This is a genomic window from Pseudomonas sp. NPDC089741, assembly GCF_044748825.1.
Taxonomy (GTDB): Bacteria; Pseudomonadota; Gammaproteobacteria; order Pseudomonadales; family Pseudomonadaceae; genus Aquipseudomonas; species Aquipseudomonas helmanticensis.
The window spans coordinates 116,950-137,059 of the sequence record NZ_JBIVGT010000002.1 but is presented as its reverse complement, the minus strand read 5'-3'; the positions used below and the strand labels follow the sequence as shown (position 1 = coordinate 137,059).

Annotated in this window: 16 protein-coding genes and 2 pseudogenes; 9 read left to right on the top strand and 9 right to left on the bottom strand. The window is 60.8% G+C overall.

Translation table 11 applies throughout. The features are described from left to right. Positions 1–122: 122 nt before the first annotated feature. The 3 genes and pseudogenes from ACIPZE_RS02765 to ACIPZE_RS02755 all read right to left on the bottom strand — a co-directional run bounded on the left by ACIPZE_RS02765 (position 123) and on the right by ACIPZE_RS02755 (position 3,286). The gene (locus ACIPZE_RS02765) at positions 123–878 is read right to left on the bottom strand and encodes a methyl-accepting chemotaxis protein (RefSeq protein ID WP_400771510.1); all 756 of its coding nucleotides are present in this window, start codon (positions 876–878) and stop codon (positions 123–125) included. 102 nt (positions 879–980) lie between these two features. Then, positions 981–1,805 (bottom strand): annotated as a pseudogene (locus tag ACIPZE_RS02760) (cache domain-containing protein); the annotation flags it as partial. Positions 1,806–1,969: 164 nt separating this feature from the next. Further along, a complete protein-coding gene (locus ACIPZE_RS02755; RefSeq protein ID WP_129391781.1) occupies positions 1,970–3,286 on the bottom strand; it encodes a Na+/H+ antiporter family protein in 1,317 nt (438 codons plus the stop codon). 231 nt (positions 3,287–3,517) lie between these two features. On the opposite strand from ACIPZE_RS02755, the pseudogene ACIPZE_RS02750 reads away from it, so the two are divergent. Beyond that, positions 3,518–4,993, top strand: a pseudogene (locus tag ACIPZE_RS02750) (HAMP domain-containing protein); the annotation flags it as partial. A 102-nt stretch (positions 4,994–5,095) separates the two neighbouring features. Next, positions 5,096–5,851 (top strand): methyl-accepting chemotaxis protein, encoded by a 756-nt coding sequence (locus ACIPZE_RS02745; RefSeq protein ID WP_400771507.1) that lies wholly within the window; start codon positions 5,096–5,098, stop codon positions 5,849–5,851. A gap of 121 nt (positions 5,852–5,972) precedes the next feature. Here ACIPZE_RS02745 and ACIPZE_RS02740 read toward each other — a convergent pair whose 3' ends face one another. Genes ACIPZE_RS02740 through ACIPZE_RS02725 form a run of 4 tightly spaced genes read right to left on the bottom strand, consistent with a single transcriptional unit; the run spans position 5,973 to position 8,574 of the window. Beyond that, positions 5,973–7,286 (bottom strand): sensor histidine kinase, encoded by a 1,314-nt coding sequence (locus tag ACIPZE_RS02740; RefSeq protein WP_400771184.1) that lies wholly within the window; start codon positions 7,284–7,286, stop codon positions 5,973–5,975. Next, positions 7,283–7,951, bottom strand: a complete 669-nt coding sequence (locus ACIPZE_RS02735) for a response regulator transcription factor (protein WP_400771181.1) — start codon at positions 7,949–7,951, stop codon at positions 7,283–7,285. The genes ACIPZE_RS02740 and ACIPZE_RS02735 overlap by 4 nt, the downstream gene beginning before the upstream one ends. Before the next feature lie 3 nt (positions 7,952–7,954). Then, positions 7,955–8,266 carry a PepSY domain-containing protein gene (locus ACIPZE_RS02730; protein WP_129391768.1) on the bottom strand — a complete coding sequence of 104 codons (312 nt, stop codon included), beginning with the start codon at positions 8,264–8,266 and terminating at the stop codon, positions 7,955–7,957. After that, on the bottom strand, positions 8,266–8,574 hold the full coding sequence (locus ACIPZE_RS02725) for a PepSY domain-containing protein (RefSeq protein ID WP_129391765.1): 309 nt from the start codon (positions 8,572–8,574) through the stop codon (positions 8,266–8,268). The genes ACIPZE_RS02730 and ACIPZE_RS02725 overlap by 1 nt, the downstream gene beginning before the upstream one ends. 238 nt (positions 8,575–8,812) lie before the next feature. On the opposite strand from ACIPZE_RS02725, the gene ACIPZE_RS02720 reads away from it, so the two are divergent. The 6 genes from ACIPZE_RS02720 (at position 8,813) to ACIPZE_RS02695 (ending at position 14,856) form a co-directional block, all read left to right on the top strand. Beyond that, the gene (locus ACIPZE_RS02720) at positions 8,813–9,892 is read left to right on the top strand and encodes a patatin-like phospholipase family protein (protein ID WP_400771177.1); all 1,080 of its coding nucleotides are present in this window, start codon (positions 8,813–8,815) and stop codon (positions 9,890–9,892) included. Positions 9,893–9,977: 85 nt separating this feature from the next. After that, on the top strand, positions 9,978–10,334 hold the full coding sequence (gene queD, locus ACIPZE_RS02715) for a 6-carboxytetrahydropterin synthase QueD (protein WP_007955941.1): 357 nt from the start codon (positions 9,978–9,980) through the stop codon (positions 10,332–10,334). 183 nt (positions 10,335–10,517) lie between these two features. Beyond that, positions 10,518–11,330, top strand: coding sequence for an alpha/beta fold hydrolase (locus ACIPZE_RS02710; protein WP_400771175.1), 813 nt, complete (start codon positions 10,518–10,520; stop codon positions 11,328–11,330). Between the two features lie 240 nt (positions 11,331–11,570). Beyond that, entirely contained in the window at positions 11,571–12,842 is a 1,272-nt protein-coding gene (gene codB / locus ACIPZE_RS02705) for a cytosine permease (RefSeq protein WP_400771172.1), read from the top strand. A gap of 15 nt (positions 12,843–12,857) precedes the next feature. Next, entirely contained in the window at positions 12,858–14,093 is a 1,236-nt protein-coding gene (codA, locus tag ACIPZE_RS02700; RefSeq protein ID WP_400771170.1) for a cytosine deaminase, read from the top strand. Positions 14,094–14,208: 115 nt separating this feature from the next. Further along, on the top strand, positions 14,209–14,856 hold the full coding sequence (locus ACIPZE_RS02695; protein WP_400771167.1) for a carboxymuconolactone decarboxylase family protein: 648 nt from the start codon (positions 14,209–14,211) through the stop codon (positions 14,854–14,856). A gap of 262 nt (positions 14,857–15,118) precedes the next feature. Here ACIPZE_RS02695 and ACIPZE_RS02690 read toward each other — a convergent pair whose 3' ends face one another. Then, a complete protein-coding gene (locus ACIPZE_RS02690) occupies positions 15,119–16,099 on the bottom strand; it encodes a diaminopimelate epimerase (protein ID WP_400771166.1) in 981 nt (326 codons plus the stop codon). Between the two features lie 237 nt (positions 16,100–16,336). Here ACIPZE_RS02690 and ACIPZE_RS02685 point away from each other — a divergent pair, with 237 nt between their 5' ends. After that, a complete protein-coding gene (locus tag ACIPZE_RS02685; RefSeq protein WP_400771163.1) occupies positions 16,337–17,488 on the top strand; it encodes an MFS transporter in 1,152 nt (383 codons plus the stop codon). Between the two features lie 158 nt (positions 17,489–17,646). Here ACIPZE_RS02685 and ACIPZE_RS02680 read toward each other — a convergent pair whose 3' ends face one another. Further along, complete coding sequence (locus ACIPZE_RS02680; protein ID WP_400771161.1) at positions 17,647–20,073, bottom strand: TonB-dependent siderophore receptor; 2,427 nt, start codon at positions 20,071–20,073, stop codon at positions 17,647–17,649. Positions 20,074–20,110 lie beyond the last annotated feature (37 nt).

Sequence of the window (20,110 nt, the reverse complement as noted above, 5' to 3'; positions counted from 1 at the left end):
TGAAAGATTGAGTCGATTATGGATTCGGTAAAGCTGCTTCAGGTCGGCGGAGTTCCACAGCATCCCCCAATCAGTCCCCTCTCCCTCTGGGAGAGGGCTAGGGTGAGGGGCTTTTCAGGCTGTCAGATGCGGAACTGGCCGACCAGTTTGCCCAGGCGCTGGCCGAGGTCTGCGAGGCTGCGCGATGTCTGTGCACCCAACTGGGTTTCATCGGCAACGTTATCCACCGCCACCGCGATCTGATGCACGCTGCGGTTGATCTCTTCGGCCACCGCCGTTTGTTCCTCGGCCGCACTGGCGATCTGCGCGTTCATCGAGTTGATCGTCGCAATCAGCTCGGCCATCGCATCCAGCGAAGCACCGGCCTGATTGGCCTGTTGCGAAGTGCCGTCACCGGCCTCGCTGGAACGACGCATCGCCTCGACCGCCTGCTGGGTGCCCGCCTGCAAGCGATCGATCATCCCCTGAATTTCCTGGGTGCTGATCTGCGTGCGACTGGCCAACGCGCGCACTTCATCCGCCACCACGGCAAACCCGCGACCGGCCTCACCGGCGCGCGCTGCCTCGATCGCCGCGTTCAATGCCAGCAGGTTGGTCTGCTCGGCAATCGAGCGAATCACCCCAAGCACGCCGACAATCGACGTCACGTCCTGCTGCAGACTGTCGAGCGACACGCCGCTGCTGCGGATGTCATCGACCAGCGCATGAATCTGCTTGATGCTGCCAGCCACCACGCGCTTGGCGCTCTGGCCTTCTTCATCGGTCTGCTGGGCGGCGACGGCGGCGTTCTGCGCGCTCTTCGCCACTTCCTGCGCGGCGGCGGACATTTCGTTGATCGCCGTGGCGACCTGATCGGTCTCGTGACGCTGACGTTCCATTGCCTGATCCGAACGCTGGGCCTGATCGGACACCTGGGTGACCAGACCAGTCAGTTGCGTGGTCATCTCGGTGATCTGCCGCACCAGGCCATGGATCTTGTCGACGAAACGGTTGAACGAGCCGGCCAGTTCACCGAGTTCATCCTGGCTGGTGATGTTCAGCCGACGCGTGAGGTCGCCCTCACCCGCCGCGATGTCGTCAAGGTTGGCCTTCATCAAATTCAGCGGACGTAAAATGGTATTGGCCAGCAACATCCCCGCCGCCGCAATCACCAGCAGCACCACCACCGCCACGCCAACGATGCTCAGCACCACGCCTTGCATGCGTTCCTGCACCTGCGCTTCAACCAGCGCCACTTGCGCTTCGATGCCATCGAGGTTGACCGACGTACCGACCGCCATGTCCCACTTGGCCAGGTATTCGGTGTAGCCGAGTTTCGGCACCAACACCTGCGCATTGCCCGGCAGCGGCGAGCTGTATTGCAGATAGTGCGTGCCGTCCTTCGCCACACTTACCAGACCACGGTTGACGTAGACGCCGTTCGGGTCGCGATTGTCCTTGAAGCTTTTGCCCACGCCTTCGGGGTCGTTGGCCTTGAACAGGCGCACGGTCTCGGAGTCGTAGCCGAAGAAGTAACCGTCCTTGCCGTAACGAATGCCCGAGAGCAATTTGATCGCCTGCGCGCGCGCCTCGGCATCACCGGGAGCAGCAGCGTCGTACAGCGGTTTGATCGTGGTCATGGCGACGGCGACGTAACTTTGCAGGGTCGCTTTGGCATCGCCGAGCAAGCGTTCGCGGGTCTGCTCGACCTCTGTGTGCGCCTGTTCCTGGAGGATGAACAGTGTGGTCAGACTGATGACCAGCGCAAAGAGCAATACCGGAAGAACGGCGAGGGAGAGGACTTTAGCCTTGAGGCTCAGGCGCATTGTGGGGCTCACTCTTTTGGTTTTATTGGCGTGGTTAAAGGCTTTAACGGCACGCAAAAGCAAAAGTTGAACCCGCAAAAAAAGATCGCAGCCTTCGGCAGTTCCTACAGAGATCAATGTAGGAGCTGCCGAAGGCTGCGATCTTTTGATCTTCAGAGGCTAAATCACAACACCATCGCGGCCACCCAGCCGAACGCCAGCAGCGGCAGATTGTAATGCAGGAACGTCGGCACTACGGTGTCCCAGATGTGGTGATGCTGACCGTCGATGTTCAAGCCAGAGGTCGGGCCGAGGGTCGAATCCGAGGCCGGTGAACCGGCGTCTCCCAACGCACCGGCGGTACCGACGATGCACACGATAGCGATCGGGCTGAAGCCCAGTTGCACGCACAGCGGCACAAAAATCGCCGCCAGAATCGGCACGGTGGAAAACGACGAACCGATGCCCATGGTCACCAGCAACCCGACCAGCAACATCAACAGCGCGCCGATGCCCTTGCTGTGATTGATCCACGACGCCGACGACTCGACCAGCGTCTGCACCTCTCCGGTCGCCTTCATCACTTCGGCAAAACCGGACGCGGCGATCATGATGAAGCCGATCATCGCCATCATCTTCATGCCTTCGGTGAACAGGTCATCCGTCTCGCGCCACTTCACAATGCCCGACACCGAGAAGATCAGGAACCCGACCAGCGCCCCGATAATCATCGAGTCCAGCAACAGTTGCACAATGAACGCGGCGGCAATCGCCACACCGGCAATCATCAGGCTCATCGGGTTGTACTGCACCGCCACTTGCTCGACCTGCTCGATCTTCGCCAGGTCGTAGACGCGCCGTTTTCGATAGCTGACGAACGCCATCGCCAACCCGAAGACCATGCCCAACGCCGGGATGCCCATAGCGTGGGTGACATTGATGCCACTGATGTCGACGCCGCTGCGCGCAACATTGGCCAACAAAATCTCATTGAGAAAGATGTTACCGAAGCCTACCGGGAGGAACATGTACGGAGTGATCAGACCGAATGTCATCACACAGGCGATCAAACGGCGATCGAGTTGCAGCTTGGTCAGTACATATAAAAGCGGCGGCACCAGCAGCGGAATGAAGGCGATATGGATCGGCAGAATATTCTGCGAAGCGATCGCCACCACCCACAGCAGACCGATCAGCAGCCATTTGACGCTGTCGCCGCCGCTCGAATGCTGGCGATCGACCATCGCCAGGGCCTTGTCGGCCAGCGCATGGGCCAGGCCGGACTTGGCAATCGCCACGGCGAAAGCGCCGAGCAACGCGTAGGACAACGCCACGGTCGCCCCGCCGCCCAGACCACTGTTGAACGCCTTGAGCGTGGCGTCGATGCCCAGGCCACCGGTCAAACCACCGACCAGCGCGCCCACGATCAGGGCGATCACCACGTGCACGCGGGACAGGCTGAGCACCAGCATGACGCCGACCGCCGCTATGACTGCATTCATTTCACTACCTCAAAAAACACTGCGGTGGAAAACCGACCGCCAGACAGGATGAGTCCGCCAACGGATTACCGGCGGATTTGCAAAGAGGGTCTTATTAGAAGGGCGCGCACTGTGCCGCAGAGTGGCGGCGCTGTCAAAACATCCAAAGCTGTACCCACCCCCTGTGGCGAGGGGGCTTGCCCCCGTCCGGCTGCGAAGCAGTCGTAAAACCAGACAACGAGGTTTCGCTGAATGAACGCGGGGGCGGCTTCGTCACCCAACGGGGGCAAGCCCCCTCGCCACAGGAATAGCAGTGCAACAGAGTATTCGCATCGAGCAGTGCGGCAATTGGTCATATTGTGTTTCAGGGATAAAGAAAGCCGAAACGCGGCCGTTACAGTGCAAAGTCTCAGATATTTATCGAATAAGGACGTCTCCATGTCGCTCAGACAACTTTCCATCCAGTGGAAAATCACCCTGCTCGCCGGCCTCTGCCTGGCCGGTATCGTGACCCTGTTGGTGGGTCTTTCGCTGTACCGCATGGAGCACAGTTCCGCACTGGTGAAAGCCTCCAGCATGGAGATGCTCACCGAGTCGGCGCAGGCGCGCATCGAGTCGCAAGGCGAAGTGCAGGCCGCCGGCATTCGTCAGCAATTCATGGACGCCTATCAATACGGTCACGGTTTCTCGCGGCAGGTGCTGTTCCTGCGCGAGCAGGCCGAGAAGCGCTTCCTCGATGCCTTCGACCTGCGCGAAGACATGACCCGTCAGGTCAAGTCCGCACTGCAAGCCAACCCGGACTTGCTCGGCCTGTCGCTGGTATTCGAAGCCAACGCGCTGGACGGCAAGGACGAACTGTTTGCCGGCCAGGCCGAACTGGGCAGCAACGATAAGGGCCGTTTCGCCCTGTACTGGTCGCAACCGACCCCGGGCAAAGTCACCTCGATGGCGCTGCCGGAAAGCGACATGGCCGACACCAGCACCGGCCCCAGCGGTCAGGCCGCCAATGCCTGGTTCACCTGCCCGCGCACGACGCTCAAGCCGTGCGTGATCGAACCGTACTTCTATGTGATCGATGGCCAGAACGTGCTGATGACCAGCATCGTCTTCCCGCTGATGGTCAACGGCAAAGTCATCGCCTCGCTGTCGGTCGACATCAACCTCAACAGCCTGCAAGCGATCAGCCAGGGCGCAAGCAAAAAGCTCTATGACGGCCAGACCGCCGTGAGCATCGTCAGCCCTGCCGGCCTGCTCGCCGGGTACAGCCCGGACGCGAGCAAATTGAGCCAGCGTCTGGATGCCGTCGACAAGGTCAGCGGTGCTGAGCTGCTGAGCAAACTGGCGTCCAGCAGCAGTGTCAGCAGCCTGCACAGCAACGGTCAGCTGAAAGTGCTGTCGCCGTTCCAGCCGATTCCGGGTGGCCCGTCGTGGGGCGTGTTGCTCGATGTACCGGAGAAAGTCCTGGTCAGCCGTGCCGAAGCGCTTAAGCAACAACTGGACGCGAGCAATAATTCCGGCACGTTGATCGAGCTCAGCCTTGGCGTGCTGGCCGCATTGATCGGCCTGTTGCTGGTGTGGCTGATGGCGCGCAGCGTGACCAAGCCGATCCTCGGCGTGGCGCACATGCTCGAAGACATCGCCAGTGGCGAAGGCGATCTGACCCGCCGTCTGGCCTATGACAAAAAGGACGAACTCGGCCAGTTGGCCGGCTGGTTCAACCGTTTCCTCGACAAGTTGCAGCCGATCATCGCCGAGGTGAAACGCTCGGTGCAGGATGCCCGTAACACTGCCGATCAGTCCTCGGCCATCGCCGCGCAGACCAGCGCCGGTATGGAGCAGCAATACCGTCAGGTCGATCAGGTCGCCACCGCTTCTCACGAGATGAGTGCGACGGCGCAAGACGTTGCGCGCAGTGCCGCGCAAGCAGCCGAAGCCGCCAAGGATGCCGATCGCGCCACCCGCCAGGGCCTGACCATGATTGATCGCACCACCGCCAGTATCGACACCCTCGCCGCCGACATGAGCGCGGCCATGGTGCAGGTCGAAGGGCTGGCGGCCAACAGCGAAAAAATCGGCGCGGTGCTGGAAACCATCCGCGCCATTGCCGAGCAGACCAACCTGCTGGCGCTCAACGCCGCGATCGAAGCGGCGCGTGCCGGTGAAGCCGGACGTGGTTTTGCCGTGGTCGCGGATGAAGTCCGTAACCTCGCCCGCCGTACGCAAGAGTCGGTGGAAGAAACCCGTCAGGTGATCGAGCAATTGCAGAGCGGCACGCAGGATGTGGTCGGTTCGATGGGCAACAGCCATCGTCAGGCCCAGGGCAGTGTCGAACAGGTTGGCCAGGCGGTGACTGCACTGCGCCAGATCGGCGATGCGGTGACGGTGATCAGCGACATGAACCTGCAGATTGCCAGCGCCGCTGAAGAGCAAAGCGCGGTGGCCGAAGAGATCAATAACAACGTGGCGACGATTCGTGATGTGACGGAGTCATTGTCCGGTCAGGCAAATGAATCGGCGCGGGTCAGCCAGTCGCTGAACAGCCTGGCGAATCAGCAGCAGAGCCTCATGGACCAGTTCCGCGTCTGACCCACACGATATGCACGACATGTAGGAGCTGTCGAGTGCAACGAGGCTGCGATCTTTTGATCTCGCTTTAAAGATCAAAAGATCGCAGCCTGCGGCAGCTCCTACAGGGGTGATTTGGCGGTTAGCGTTTGGGCAGGTTGATCAGCACTTTCAGGCCGCCCCACTCGCTTTCCTGCAACGACAATGTGCCGCCCCACGTGTCGACGATATCGCGCACAATCCCCAATCCCAGACCATGCCCGTGAGTCTGCTCATCCAGCCGCGTGCCGCGACTGAACACCTCTGAGCGCTGCTCTTCGGGAATCCCCGGGCCATCATCTTCCACACTCAGCGCATAGCCATCCGTACGCTCGATCACGCTTAAACGCACCTCGGCATCCGCCCATTTGCAGGCGTTGTCCAGCAGGTTGCCCAGCAGTTCCAGCAAATCCTCCCGATCCCACGGCAATTGCAGCCCTGCCGGCGCGACATAACTCAACGCCAGATGCTCGCCATGAATCATGTTCAGCGTCGCCAGCAACCCCGGCAACTCGGCATCACAATCAAACAGCGCACCCGGCAGCGCATCACCGGACAAACGTGCACGATTAAGTTCACGATTGAGCCGCTGCTGCACCTGCTCCAGCTGTTCCTTGAGCAATTTGCGCAGCTCGGGGTGGGCATCGAGTTTCTCGCTGGAGGCCAGACTCAACAACACCGCCAACGGCGTTTTCAGCGCATGGCCGAGATTGCCCAAGGCATTGCGTGAACGCTTGAGGCTGTCTTCGGTGTGCGCGAGCAAATGGTTGATCTGCGCCACCAACGGCTCCAGCTCCACCGGCACCTGATCGTCCAGTTGCGAACGCTGGCCCTGCTGCAATTGCGCGATCTGTTCGCGCGCCTTTTCCAGTGGGCGCAAGGCGCGTCGCACGGTCAAGCGCTGCAAGAACAGAATCAACAACAAAGCCGCCAGACCCAGGCCGAGGCCGATCTGACGCATGCGCTGGAAGCTCTCGTTAACCGGCGTGTAATCCTGCGCGACGCTGATCGAGATCGACTGGCCCAGGCGCCGATAGTCCGAACGCAGCACCAACAACTGCTGGCCGTCCGGCCCCAGTTGCAGGTTGCTGTGCAATCCGGGATGTTCAAGTAACGGCAGATCCTGATCCCACATCGAGCGCGAACGCCAATGGCTGTCGGCAAAATCGATACGGAAATAATGCCCGGAAAACGGCCGCTGATAGGCTGGCGACAAATGCCGCTCATCCAGTTGCAGGCCTTGCGGGCCACGAACCAGCGCCACCAGCAGGCTTTCGCTGTCGTTGCGCAACCCGGCTTCGAGGTAGCGCTGCAAACCCATTTCAAACAGCCACAAACTGGTTTGCGCCAGCACCAGGCCGACGATCACCATGACGCTGATCAACCCCAGGCTCAAGCGGCGCTGGATCGACCTCACGAAGCTTGCCCGCCGAACAGGTAACCTTGGCCGCGACGGGTTTCGATCACGCTTTTGCCGAGCTTGCGGCGCAGGTGATTGACGTGGACTTCGAGGACGTTGGAGTCACGCTCGGTTTCACCGTCGTAGAGGTGTTCGGCGAGGTGACTTTTCGACAGGATCTGCTCGGGGTGCAGCATGAAATAGCGCAGCAGGCGGAATTCGGCAGCGGTCAGCTGGATGTCGGCGCCATCGCGAACGACGCACTGGCGACCTTCATCCAGATGCAGTCCGGCAGCCTTCAGCGTCGGCTGATTGGCCTGGCCCTTGGAGCGGCGTAACAGCGACTGAATGCGCAACTGCAACTCTTCAGGGTGGAACGGTTTGGTCAGGTAATCGTCGGCACCGGCCTTCAGCCCTTCGATGCGCTCGGCCCAGGAATCGCGCGCGGTGAGGATCAACACCGGGATCGCCAGACCGCCAGCGCGCCATTGCGCCAGCACCTCAAGCCCAGGTACGCCGGGCAGGCCAAGGTCGAGAATGATCAGGTCATACGGCTCGCTGCGGCCCTGATACAGCGCGTCGCGGCCGTCAGCCAGCCAATCGACTGCGTAGCCTTTGCGTTGCAGGGCGGCGAGCAATTCGTCGGCCAGCGGCACATGGTCTTCCACCAGAAGCAAACGCATCGGTCAATCTTCCTTGTCTTTCACAAGTTCGCCGGTATCGGCCCTCAGGTGCAGCTCGCGGGCCACGCCTTCGACCGTCAGCAACTCGACTTCATAAATGTAGACGTCGTGCTTTTCTTCCAGCTCGACCTCCAGCAGTTTCGCGCCAGGGTAGCGATCCATGGCTTGTTGCAGCACTTGCTCCAGCGGCAGGATCACGCCCTGCTTGCGCAGATTGAGCGCTTCGTCCGGACCGAGGTCGCGGGCCAGCGCCGCCGAGCAGAAAATCACAAGCGCCAGCGCAGTGCGGCTGGTGGCGCGAACATTAACCTTCATTACGTATCCTGATGATTCTTGAGCACTTGCCCGCTGACCGCGTCCAATTCCAGATCCCATTCCAGCCCCTGCCGATCACGCACTTCGATCTGGTAAATGTACTTGCCGTACTGCTCTTCCAGCTCGGTGTCGGTGATGGTCGCGCCCGGGTGCCTGGCCAGCGCGGTCGCGTTGAGCTTCTCGAAGGACACGATAGTACCAGCGTCACGCAGACGCAGGGCTTCATCGGGACCCAGATCACGCGCGTGGGCGAGGCTGGCGGTGAGGCCGACGATCGAGGCAATGGACAGGGCAGTCAGGGTTTTCATGGGTGTCTCCGTATTTTTATGTGTTGCATACGGCGGGCACCTTAGCGATTTGAACTTAACTGAAACTGAATTGCCATCATTGCTCAGCACCCACGCGCCCAATGCAGGAGCTGCCGCAGGCTGCGATCTTTTGATCTTGTCTTTTAAAAACAATCAAAAGATCGCAGCCTGCGGCAGCTCCTGCAGGATTTTGTAACATGTGCTTATAATTGTTCGCTTGCTAACGATCGAGACCGGTATGACTGCCATCCACATCAAGTTCCCCGCCCTCACCCTCAAGGCCGGCCCGCGCGCCATGGCGCGGATTCGCGCGCAAGGCTTGCACGCCGCCGACGTCGGCACCCTGCCCGGCGCGGCCGGTGGGCCGAAGGCGTTGGGGATTCAGGGGCTGGATCTGGCGTTGTTCGGTGAATGGCTGCCGGCCGCACCACGCGAGCGTTCGCTAATCGGTGCGTCGGTCGGCTCCTGGCGTTTTGCGAGTGCTTGTCTGCCGGATGCCGCTGAAGGGATTCGCCGTCTCGGCCAGCTCTATGCCGAGCAGAATTTCAATAAGGGCGTGACCATGGCCGAGATCAGTCAGAGCTCGCAGCGCATGCTCAATGACCTGCTCGACGGCCGCGACGCGAGCATCCTCAGCAACGCCGATTACCGCCTGAACATCATGGTGGTAAAAAGCCAGGGCCGCCTGGCCGACGACCATCGCGGTCGCCTCGGGCTGGCATTGGGTTCGGTGATCGCCGATAACCTGCGTGGGCGTGCACGGCTGTCGCGGCACTTCGAGCGACTGATCATCCACGATCCGCGCCTGGCGCCACCGGTCAACGCACTCAACGATTTCCCTTCGCGTTTCGTCGCCCTGAATGCCGCTAACCTGCGTCAGGCACTGTTGGCCTCGGGTTCGATCCCGATGGTCATGGAAGGCGTGCGTGATCTGCCGGGCGCTGGTGCCGGCACCTTTCGCGACGGTGGCTTGCTCGATTATCACCTCGACCTGCCCTACAGCGGCGATGGCATCGTGCTCTATCCGCACTTCACCGACCGGGTGATTCCCGGCTGGTTCGACAAGACCCTGCCGTGGCGCAAGGCCTCGGTGCAACGTTTGCAGGACGTGCTGTTGCTCGCGCCCTCGAAGGAATACCTTGCGCGCCTGCCCTACGGCAAACTGCCCGACCGAAATGACTTCAAACGCTTCATGGGCGATGCGCCGAGCCGGCAGAAATACTGGCACGCGGCGATGGACGAAAGCCGCCGCCTCGGCGACGAGTTCCTTGAACTGACTGCCAATGGTCGCCTCGCCGAGCGCTTGCTGACCCTTTAGTCAGCACGGCCAAACACAAGCTGGTAAACTCGCCGCCTGCCCGAATCGCTGCGGCGAACACCATCTGAACAGAGCCGAAAATACCGTGGAAATCTTCAAGGAATTTACTTTCGAATCCGCCCACCGCTTGCCGCACGTCCCGGACGGCCACAAGTGCGGGCGTCTGCACGGTCACTCGTTCAAAGTGGCGATTCACCTCAGCGGCGACCTCGATCCGCACACTGGCTGGATCCGTGATTTCTCTGAAATCAAGGCGATCTTCAAGCCGTTGTACGAGCGTCTGGACCACAACTACCTGAACGATATTCCTGGCCTGGAAAACCCGACCAGTGAAGTGCTGGCGAAATTCATCTGGAATGAATTGAAGCCACTGCTGCCGGAACTGAGCGCGATCCGTATTCACGAGACGTGCACCAGCGGCTGCATCTATCGCGGCGAATAACCCGCAAATCCCCCTGTAGGAGCTGCCGAAGGCTGCGATCTTTTGATCTGGCCCCTTTAAAAAACAAGATCAAAAGATCGCAGCCTGCGGCAGCTCCTACAGGGGGACGGTTCAAGAACAGCCTTCACGGCTGTTTTTTTACGCCTATGCTTTTTGGCTCCCACCCGCCAAGAGGACAGGCCCATGACGGACTGGCTGCTGGATCAGGTCTTTGACTTCAACGGGCAACAGGTACGTTACGCCGTGCGCGGCGACGGACCGCCGCTGGTGTTCGTGCATGGCACGCCGTTTTCGTCGTACGTGTGGCACCGGATTGTCCCGCACTTCTTCAGCACGCACCGCGTGCATTACTTCGATCTGCTCGGTTATGGACGCTCTGCGCAACCGGACACCGATGTATCCCTCGGTGTGCAGAACGTGCTGCTGGCACAACTGCTCGATCACTGGAATCTGGATTGCCCCGACGTCGTCGCCCACGACTTTGGTGGTGCCACGGCGCTGCGCACGCACCTGCTCAATGGCAAGGATTACCGCAGCCTGACGCTGATCGATCCGGTGGCGCTGACGCCATGGGGCTCGCCGTTCGTGCAACATGTGCGTCAGCATGAAGCGGCGTTCAGTGGCCTGCCCGATTACATCCAGCGCGCCATTGTGCCGACCTACATTCGCGGGGCGATTCATCGGGAGATTCCCGACGACGAACTCGCGCCCTACGTTGAGCCATGGCTGGGCGATCCCGGGCAAGCGGCGTTTTATCGACAGATTGCGCAGATGGATGAGCGCTATACCCGTGAGGCACAACCGTTGTATCCGAGCATCCGCTGCCCGGTACAGATTCTCTGGGGCGAAGACGATCAGTGGATTCCCATCGAGCGTGGCCGGGCGTTGCAGCAGATGATCCCGGGATCACAATTCCACCCGATTCCCAACGCCGGCCACCTCGTCCAGGAAGACGCCCCCGAAGCCATCGTCGCAGCCCTGATGCGTTTCCTCTAACCCACCACAAATCCCCTGTAGGAGCTGCCGAAGGCTGCGATCTTTTGATCTTGCTTCTAAAAAACAAAATCAAAGGATCGCAGCCTTCGGCAGCTCCTACATTGGGCTTTGGTGTGTTCGGGTGCACCGATTTCGCGCTAATCCACGCGACTCGTCTATACATAACCCGCGCCAACCGGAACATGGCACGACCACTGCAACCCTTCTCCGCGTCTTCTCTTTCTCAGCAAGGACCGCCCCATGACGCAGAACGCTCCCGGCAACGATTACCCCCTCAGCGAAGTCCCCATGCACGCGCGCAAAGGCCTGGCCTCGACGGCGATGGTGTTACTGGGCTTCACGTTTTTCACCGCGACCATGTTTGCCGGCGGCAAGCTCGGCGTGGCGTTCAGTTTCGGCGAGATGATGGCGGTGATCATCGTCGGCAATCTGCTGCTGGGTATGTACGCCGCAGGTCTCGGTTACATCGCCTTCAAGAGCGGCCTCAATTCGGTGTTGATGGGACGCTTCTGCTTCGGCGAAGTCGGCAGCAAACTCAGCGACCTGATCCTCGGTTTCACTCAAATCGGCTGGTACGCCTGGGGCACTGCCACGGCTGCGGTGGTACTCGGCAAATACTTTGATCTCGATGAGGGCACGGTGCTCGGTTTGATGGTGCTGTTCGGCCTGATGTTTTGCGCCACGGCGTATGTCGGCTATCGCGGACTGGAAATTCTCTCGTACATCGCCGTACCAGCAATGATGTTGCTGCTGATGCTATCGATGTGGGTGGCGACGGTGAAAGTCGGCGGTTTCGAAGGCTTGCTCAGCGTGGTCCCGAGCGGTTCGCTGGACTGGTCAACCGCGATCACCTTGGTGTTCGGCACCTTCGTCAGCGGCGCCACTCAGGCGACCAACTGGACGCGTTTCTCGCGTTCGGCGCGCGTTGCGGTGCTGGCCAGCCTGATCGGGTTTTTCATCGGCAATGGCCTGATGGTGCTGATCGGCGCGTACGGTGCCATCGTCTATCAACAACCCGACGTGGTTGAAGTGCTGCTGTTGCAGGGTTTTGCCATGGCCGCGATGGCCATGCTGTTGTTGAACATCTGGAGCACTCAGGACAACACCATCTACAACTTCGCCGTCGCCGGTTGCAACCTGCTGCGCACCGGTCGGCGCAAGACCGTGACCTTGGCCGGCGCGGTGATCGGTACGCTGCTCGCGTTGCTCGGCATGTACGACATGCTGGTGCCGTACCTGATTCTGCTCGGCACGGTGATTCCGCCGATTGGCGGGGTGATCATGGCCGACTTTTTCTACCGCTGGCGCGGGCGATATCCGCGCCTCGCCGACGCACGGCTGCCGGCGTTCAACTGGCCGGGCCTGGGGGCTTACGCGGTCGGCACGGTCGCGGCGTTCAGCTCGCCATGGGTTGCGCCGCTGGTAGGCATCGCCGCTGCCGCGTTAACGTATGTCATCGTCACCGGCGTGCTCGGCGCTCGCAGCGCGGCCGCGCCACTACAAGACCTATAAAAAAGGATTCGCCTGATGCACATCATCAACGCCCGTTTGCGCAACCAGGAAGGTTTGCACGAATTGCACCTTGAAGACGGCCTGATCCGCAGCATCGCCCGGCAGACCGAAGCGCCCACCCTTGGCCCGGATGATCTCGACGCCGGCGGCAATCTGGTGGTGCCGCCCTTCGTCGAGCCGCACATTCACCTCGACGCCACCCTCACCGCCGGCGAACCACGCTGGAACATGAGCGGCACGCTGTTTGAAGGCATCGAATGCTGGGGCGAGCGCAAGGTCACCATCACCGAAGAAGACACCAAGACCCGCGCCAAAAAAACCATTCAGACCCTGGCCGCGCACGGCATTCAGCATGTTCGCACTCACGTCGACGTCACTGACCCGCAACTCACCGCGCTGAAAGCGATGCTCGAAGTGCGCGAGGAAAGCCGTCACCTCATCGACCTGCAAATCGTCGCGTTCCCGCAGGAAGGCATCGAGTCGTTCCGCAATGGCCGCGAGTTGATGGAAGAGTCGATCCGCATGGGCGCGGACGTGGTCGGCGGGATTCCGCATTTCGAGTACACCCGCGATCAGGGCGTCAGTTCGGTGAAGTTTTTGATGGACTTGGCCGAGCGCACCGGTTGCCTGGTCGACGTGCATTGCGACGAGACCGACGACCCGCATTCACGCTTTCTCGAAGTGCTCGCCGAAGAAGCCCGCAGCCGCGACATGGGCGCCCTCGTCACCGCCAGCCACACCACGGCGATGGGTTCTTACGACAATGCCTACTGCGCCAAACTGTTCCGTCTGCTCGGGCATTCCGGGATCAGTTTTGTCTCCTGCCCGACCGAAAGCATTCACCTGCAAGGACGCTTCGACAACTTCCCGAAACGCCGTGGCGTAACGCGGGTGAACGAGTTGCTCGAAGCCGGAATGAACGTGTGTTTTGGCCAGGACTCGATCGTCGATCCGTGGTATCCGCTGGGCAACGGCAACATCCTGCGGGTGCTTGAGGCCGGGCTGCACATCTGCCACATGCTCGGCTATCGCAACCTGCAAAGTGCGCTCGACCTGGTCACCGACAACAGCGCCAAAGCGATGCATCTGGGCGAGCGTTATGGGCTGGAACAGGGGCGCCCGGCGAACCTGCTGATTCTGTCGGCGGACAGTGATTATGAGGTGATCCGCAGTCAGGGTTTGCCGTTGTATTCGATTCGCGGCGGCAAAGTGCTGATGAAACGGCAGATGCCGGTGGTGGAGTTCGTCTAAGGTGAAGAAACCGGCGTCGCAATGACGCCGGCAACCCCTGCGATGGATGCTCCTTCATGCTGAAGTTCGTGCGTAGTTGATCAGCCGCCATCCTCATTTTCTTGAGGATTTCCCAATGAACCACCCCCCCTCACCCATGGCCTCGCTGTACCACGAAGGCCGACAGACGTTTACCGAACTTGTAGCCGACGGCGGCGCACGCCTCGATGCGCTGTTTCACACCGTGCCCGCGCTGGGTGAATTGGCGGTTGGCGTGGTCTATGGGCATTTGCACGCCCGCCCTGGCCTCGACCCGCGCTTGAGGGAAGCGGTTTCGTTTGCCGCAATCGTTGCGTCAGGCATGGTCGGCCCGCCATTGAGTGTGCACCTCAAGACAGGACTGGCTTCGGGGTTGGCGCCCGGTGAAATGACCGAAGTGCTGTTGCAAGCCTCGGCATTCGCGGGGTTTCCTCGGGCGGTGAGTGCGGCGGAACAACTCAATCGGCTGTTCGACGAGGCCGGGCTGGCATCACCGCCTGCACCGACGCCGCGAGAGGTGGCGTTGGCGTTTTGTGAACAGGTGCGCGCCGGACACGCGCCGACTCCTGTGAGTGCTGCGGTGAAACGCCTGTTGAAACATGCGCGGCAGCTGACGTTGCAGGCCAGTTCGGCAGATGCGGTGATTGTTGAGTGTTTTGAGGATGAGCCATCGCCTCGAGCATTGCTGCGGTTGACGGTGCAGGGTGATCAGGTGGTGTCGGTGACGTTGTTCAAGGCTCACTGACGAGGTGAATTTGCCGGCCCCATCGCTGGCAAGCCAGGCTCCCACAGGGTTTTGGGATGAACACATGATTCGTGTCCACCTATGAGCCCTTGTAGGAGTGAGCCTGCTCGCGATTGCGGTGAGTCAGGCAGCATATGATTTGAAGGGTAGCCTGCTATCGCGAGCAGGCTCACTCCTACAGTGGATTATTGGCATACCGAGTTTTTGTGTTCAGCACAAAACCCTGTGGGAGCCTGGCTTGCCAGCGATGGCGGTTTCGAATTCAGCCGATCAACCGCGCCGTACCAAACAATCTGACGCGCACCCGCTCACCGTCGATTTCCTCCAGCAGAATCGGTGCCGTGCCGCCGGGCATGACCACCTGCACTTCCCCCGCCGCGACCCAACCTACCCGCCATGCCGCACAGGCCACCGCACTGGCGCTGGTGCCGGATGAAGCCGTCGGCCCTTCGCCGCGTTCGAATACTCGCGCGATGATTCGCTGCGCAGACTCACGAACCGCCCATTGCAGATTGACGCCTGCCGGGCATGGATCTCCGGCACCGGCAGGTATGGCGTAGGCAATTTGGGTCAAGCCTTCGCTCAGTGGCGATTCACGCATCTGTTCATTCCTTGGCAACGCCGCTGCGTCACTGAGCAGCGTTACACAATGCGGATTGCCAATGCGCACGAATTGGCTGTGTTCCCAGCCGGGATCAAGTGCCGCCAACGGCTGAACCCTGCTGACTTCTCGTCCATTGAAATCGATACTTTCAACGTTCTGCGCACCCACCGCACGCGGCCCGAAATCCGCTTGCCCGAGATCGAGCCAGAAACCTTGCACACCTTCAACTTCGGCAGGTTTCACCGAGGTTGCCACCGCCTCACCTTTGTCGTGATGAACGCGCAACAACGCGCCCGCCTCCGGCAGCAATCCCTGTTCGGTCAGTGCCTGAGAGAAAATCGTCAGACCGTTGCCACTGCGCTCGGCAAGGGTACCGTCGGTGTTGACGATCAGTACATCGAACGGCGGCGAGGTCTGGAACGGGCCGATCAGCAGGCCGTCGCTGCGGTGGGATTTTCTGTTCGGTGGGCGCTGGCCCTCGGGCCAGTCGCAGCAGAGCTTGATGGCCGCTGCGCTCCAGGACTGGCGGGAGGACGCACATTCGGCAGCTTTTGCAGGCAGATCAATGCCCGCCTGACGCAGTGCTGCGGGCGAAACCACGCCGTAGATATTGCCCCGTGCATCGTAGAACTGTGTCATCACCCTTTATCCCTGTTGCAGAAGAAACTCACTGTAAACCGCCATCTAATGTAGGAGTGAGCCTGCTCGCGATAGCGGTGTGTCAGACAAAAAATATCGACTGACACGACGCTATCGCGAGCAGGCTCACTCCTACAGGGTACGATGTTGTCTGTGCTTCCTCGAATGACGAGCGATCGAACCTCGTCGCCGAATCACTGTCCTTCGGGGACGCGAAGTTTTTTGCCAAGGACCGATATGACCAGCCTCAACGCCCAAGCCACCTTCGTCCCCGGACGCCTGCAACAGATGTCCACGCGCATCGCCTTTTTCATCGCCGGGCTCGGCATTGCCGCGTGGGCGCCGCTGGTGCCGTATGCCAAGGCCCGCGCCGGACTTGATGAGGGCACGTTGGGCTTGTTGTTGTTATGCCTCGGTGTCGGTTCGATTCTGGCCATGCCGTTGGCGGGGATTCTGGCCACGCGCTTCGGTTGCCGGCGCGTTGCAACGGGCGGCACGCTGCTGATCTGCGCGGCATTACCGTTGCTGGCGACGGTGTCGTCAATACCCGCATTGATCGCCACGCTGTTCATGTTCGGCGCAGGTCTGGGCACGGTGGATTCGACGGTGAACCTGCAAGCAGTGATCGTCGAACGCGCCAGTGGCAAAAACATGATGTCGGGCTTCCACGGTCTGTTCAGCCTGGGCGGGATTGTCGGCGCGGCCGGTGTCAGCGCCCTGCTCGGCCTTGGCTTGACGCCATTGGCGGCAATGCTGGTGGTGGTCGTGGTGCTGATCGCGGCGCTGTTCAAGTGCGTGCCGCACATGTTGCCCTACGGCAGTGAAAGTTCAGGGCCGGCGTTTGCGGTGCCGCATGGCATCGTGCTGTTTATCGGCGGCATGTGCTTCATCGTCTTTCTCACCGAAGGCGCAGCGCTGGACTGGAGCGCGGTGTTTCTGACGCAGGAGCGAGGGATCGACACGGCGTACGCCGGACTGGGTTATGCCGCGTTTGCCCTGACCATGACGGCGGGACGCTTGATGGGCGACCGCATCGTCCGCCAGTTGGGAGCCACGCGGATCATTCTGTTTGGCGGCCTGTTGGCCGCGGCGGGATTGTCTCTGGCAACCTTTGCACCGAGCTGGGAAGCGGCACTGGTCGGTTATGCGCTGGTTGGCGCCGGCTGTTCGAACATCGTGCCGGTGTTGTATACGGCGGTCGGCAAGCAGACGGTGATGCCGGAAAGCATCGCGGTGCCGGCGATTACCACGTTGGGTTATGCGGGGATTCTGGCGGGGCCGGCGGTGATCGGGTTTGTCGCGCATGCCAGCAGTTTGAGCTTTGCCTTTGGCTTGATGGCGCTGTTGTTGGTGGCTGTGGCCATTGGCGGCAAAGTCCTGAAGGTCTGAAGCAAAAGATCGTCCGATCGCGGCCCGAGCCTGCGGCAGCTCCTACATGAGATCGTTCCCACGCTCTGCGTGGGAATGCCTCAATGGACGCTCCGCGTCCGCTTTTGGACGCAGAGCGTCCCGGGCTGCATTCCCACGCGGAGCGTGGGAACGATCAGTTAGAAACCGACGCTAGCCTGCACAAAGAAAGTGCGCGGCGCCCCCACATACATCCCCGAATTGTTATCGCTGGAACGCGTGAAGTACTGCTTGTCGAAGACGTTCTTGACCCCCGCGCCCAACTTCAGGTTCGACACCTGCGGTCCGAAGTCATAGCCACCGCGCACGTTCCAGGTCACGTAACCGGGAATGTCGCCGTACTGCCCGTCCGCCGAGCCTTCGGTGATGTAGTTGCCGTTGAAGCTGCCATCGGCATTCACCCCCGTACCCGGCGAACGCTGTTTCGACTGAGCGAAACCGTCGATGTTGTAGGTCCAGCGGTTGATGTCGTAACGCAAGCCGACGGTCGCCACCTGACGCGAATAGAACGGCAGGTCACGGCCCTTGAAGCCCGGAATCTCGCCTTCATACGTCGCGCGGGTGTAAGTGAAACCGGCGTTGGCGGTCAGGCCATCCAGACGCGGATCGAGCGCCGCCATGTCGTAATGCACCGACGCTTCAAGGCCCTGGTGCTTGGTCGCACCGAGGTTGGTCCAGCCGACGTCATTGCTGATGTATTGCAGTTCGTCATCGAAGTCGATGTAGAACAGCGTCACTTCACCGCCCCACACGTCATCGTTGTAGCGCGTGCCGATCTCGTAGGTCTTGGCCTTTTCCGGCTCGAGGCCGTTGGCGGTGTTGTCACCCGAACCGCCCTGACCCAGCTGGAAATACTGCAGGCTGCCGAACGAGGTTTCGTAGTTGGCAAACAGTTTCCACGCATCCGACAGGTGATACATCACGCTCAGCGCCGGCAGCGGTTCATTGCTTTCGATGCTGCGGTTTTTCTCCGGCACGCGTTTGCCGGCGGTGTCGAGCACGGCGCGATCGTGCCAGTCAGTGCTGATGTGTTCAAAGCGCACACCCGGCGTGATGGTCCAGTTGCCGACGTCGATTTTGTTGTCGATGTAAACCGAGTTGGCCTCGGTGCCACCGGTGCGATCCTGGAACACATGACCGTCAGAAGACTTGGTCACCACCGGCTCGTTATTGACCAGCGCCAGACGGCTCGATTGCTCGTGCATGGCTTCTTTCAAGTAGCGATAACCGACGCTGACTTCCTGCGTGGTCGGGCCGACATCGAACACCCGCGACACCCGTGGTTCGATGCCCAGCGTGTAGTACGAACGCGGATAGGAACTGAGGGTTTTCTGATCGCGCGCAGCGATGGTGCTGCCTCGGAAACTGTCGGTGTAGTAGGTCAGAATCTCTGCCTGGGTGCGCTCGTCGATCTGCCGAATCCACTTGAACGACACGTCTTTGCGGCGCCCGCTGAAGTTGTCGTAGTCGCGCACCGAGTCGTACGGTTTGTTGTCGTACTGCTGCTGCGTCAGGCCGCCGGGCATGTCGGCGCTGGCGTCGTAGTAGTGGAAATTGAGGCTAAAATCGTCCTGATCAGTCGGCGCCCAGTGAGTCTTGAGCAGCACGTCGTCGATGTCGTTGCCATTGTTGCGCTCGCGATAACCGTTGCCGTTGACGCCGGAATACAACAGCGCCACGCCCATGCCGTTGTCGGCGGTGCCACCGAGAAACGCAGTGTCGATGTGTTTCCAGCCGCCGTATTGCGTGGTTTCCAGCGTGGTGCCGATCTCACCGGTGGCTTTTTCCGGAATCGCACGAGTCACAAAGTTGATCACGCCGCCGACGTTCTGCGGCCCGTAACGCACCGAGCCGGCGCCGCGCACGACGTCGATGCTGTCAAGGTTGCCCGAGGAAATCGGTGCCATCGACAATTGCGGTTGGCCGTACGGGGCGAATGCGGCAGGTACGCCGTCGATCAACACGGTGGAGCGTGGCGACAGACGCGAAGTCAGGCCACGCACGCCGACGTTGAGGGAAATATCGCTGCCGCCGGTGCCGTTGGAGTCCTGCACCTGCACGCCCGGCACACGCTTGAGCACGTCGCTGACATTCATCGCGCCCTGCTCGACCATCGCCTCGCGGCGAATCACCGTACGCGCGCCAGGGTGGTTCTGCACCACGGCGGCGTTGGCATCGCCGAGCCAGTTACCGACCACTTTGATGTCAGTCACACCGAGTTCCAGCGGGCCGTCGCTGGCGGCGGAGGACGCTGCGGGCGACAAGGTTACCGAACCTTCGTTGATCTGATAATCCAAGCCGCTGCCTTGCAGCAACTGGCGCAGCGCCTGCTCCGGCGAGATGTCGCCCTCGACCGCCGGGGCCTGTTTGCCGGCGACCAGATCAGGACTGAAAAACACTTGTAGCGAGGTTTGCTGGCCCAGTTCGCTCAGGGCCTGGCCCAGCGGCTGGGCGCGGATATGAATCGATTCACCGGCAAACGCCAGCGGCATCGCAGCATTGACCGCGAGCGCGAGGGCCAGCGGCAACCAAGGGGATTTTTTGTTGTTGGCAGTGGTGTTTTTCACGTCGAACGTAGTCCTGTGGATCGCAAGAGTGTGCGGC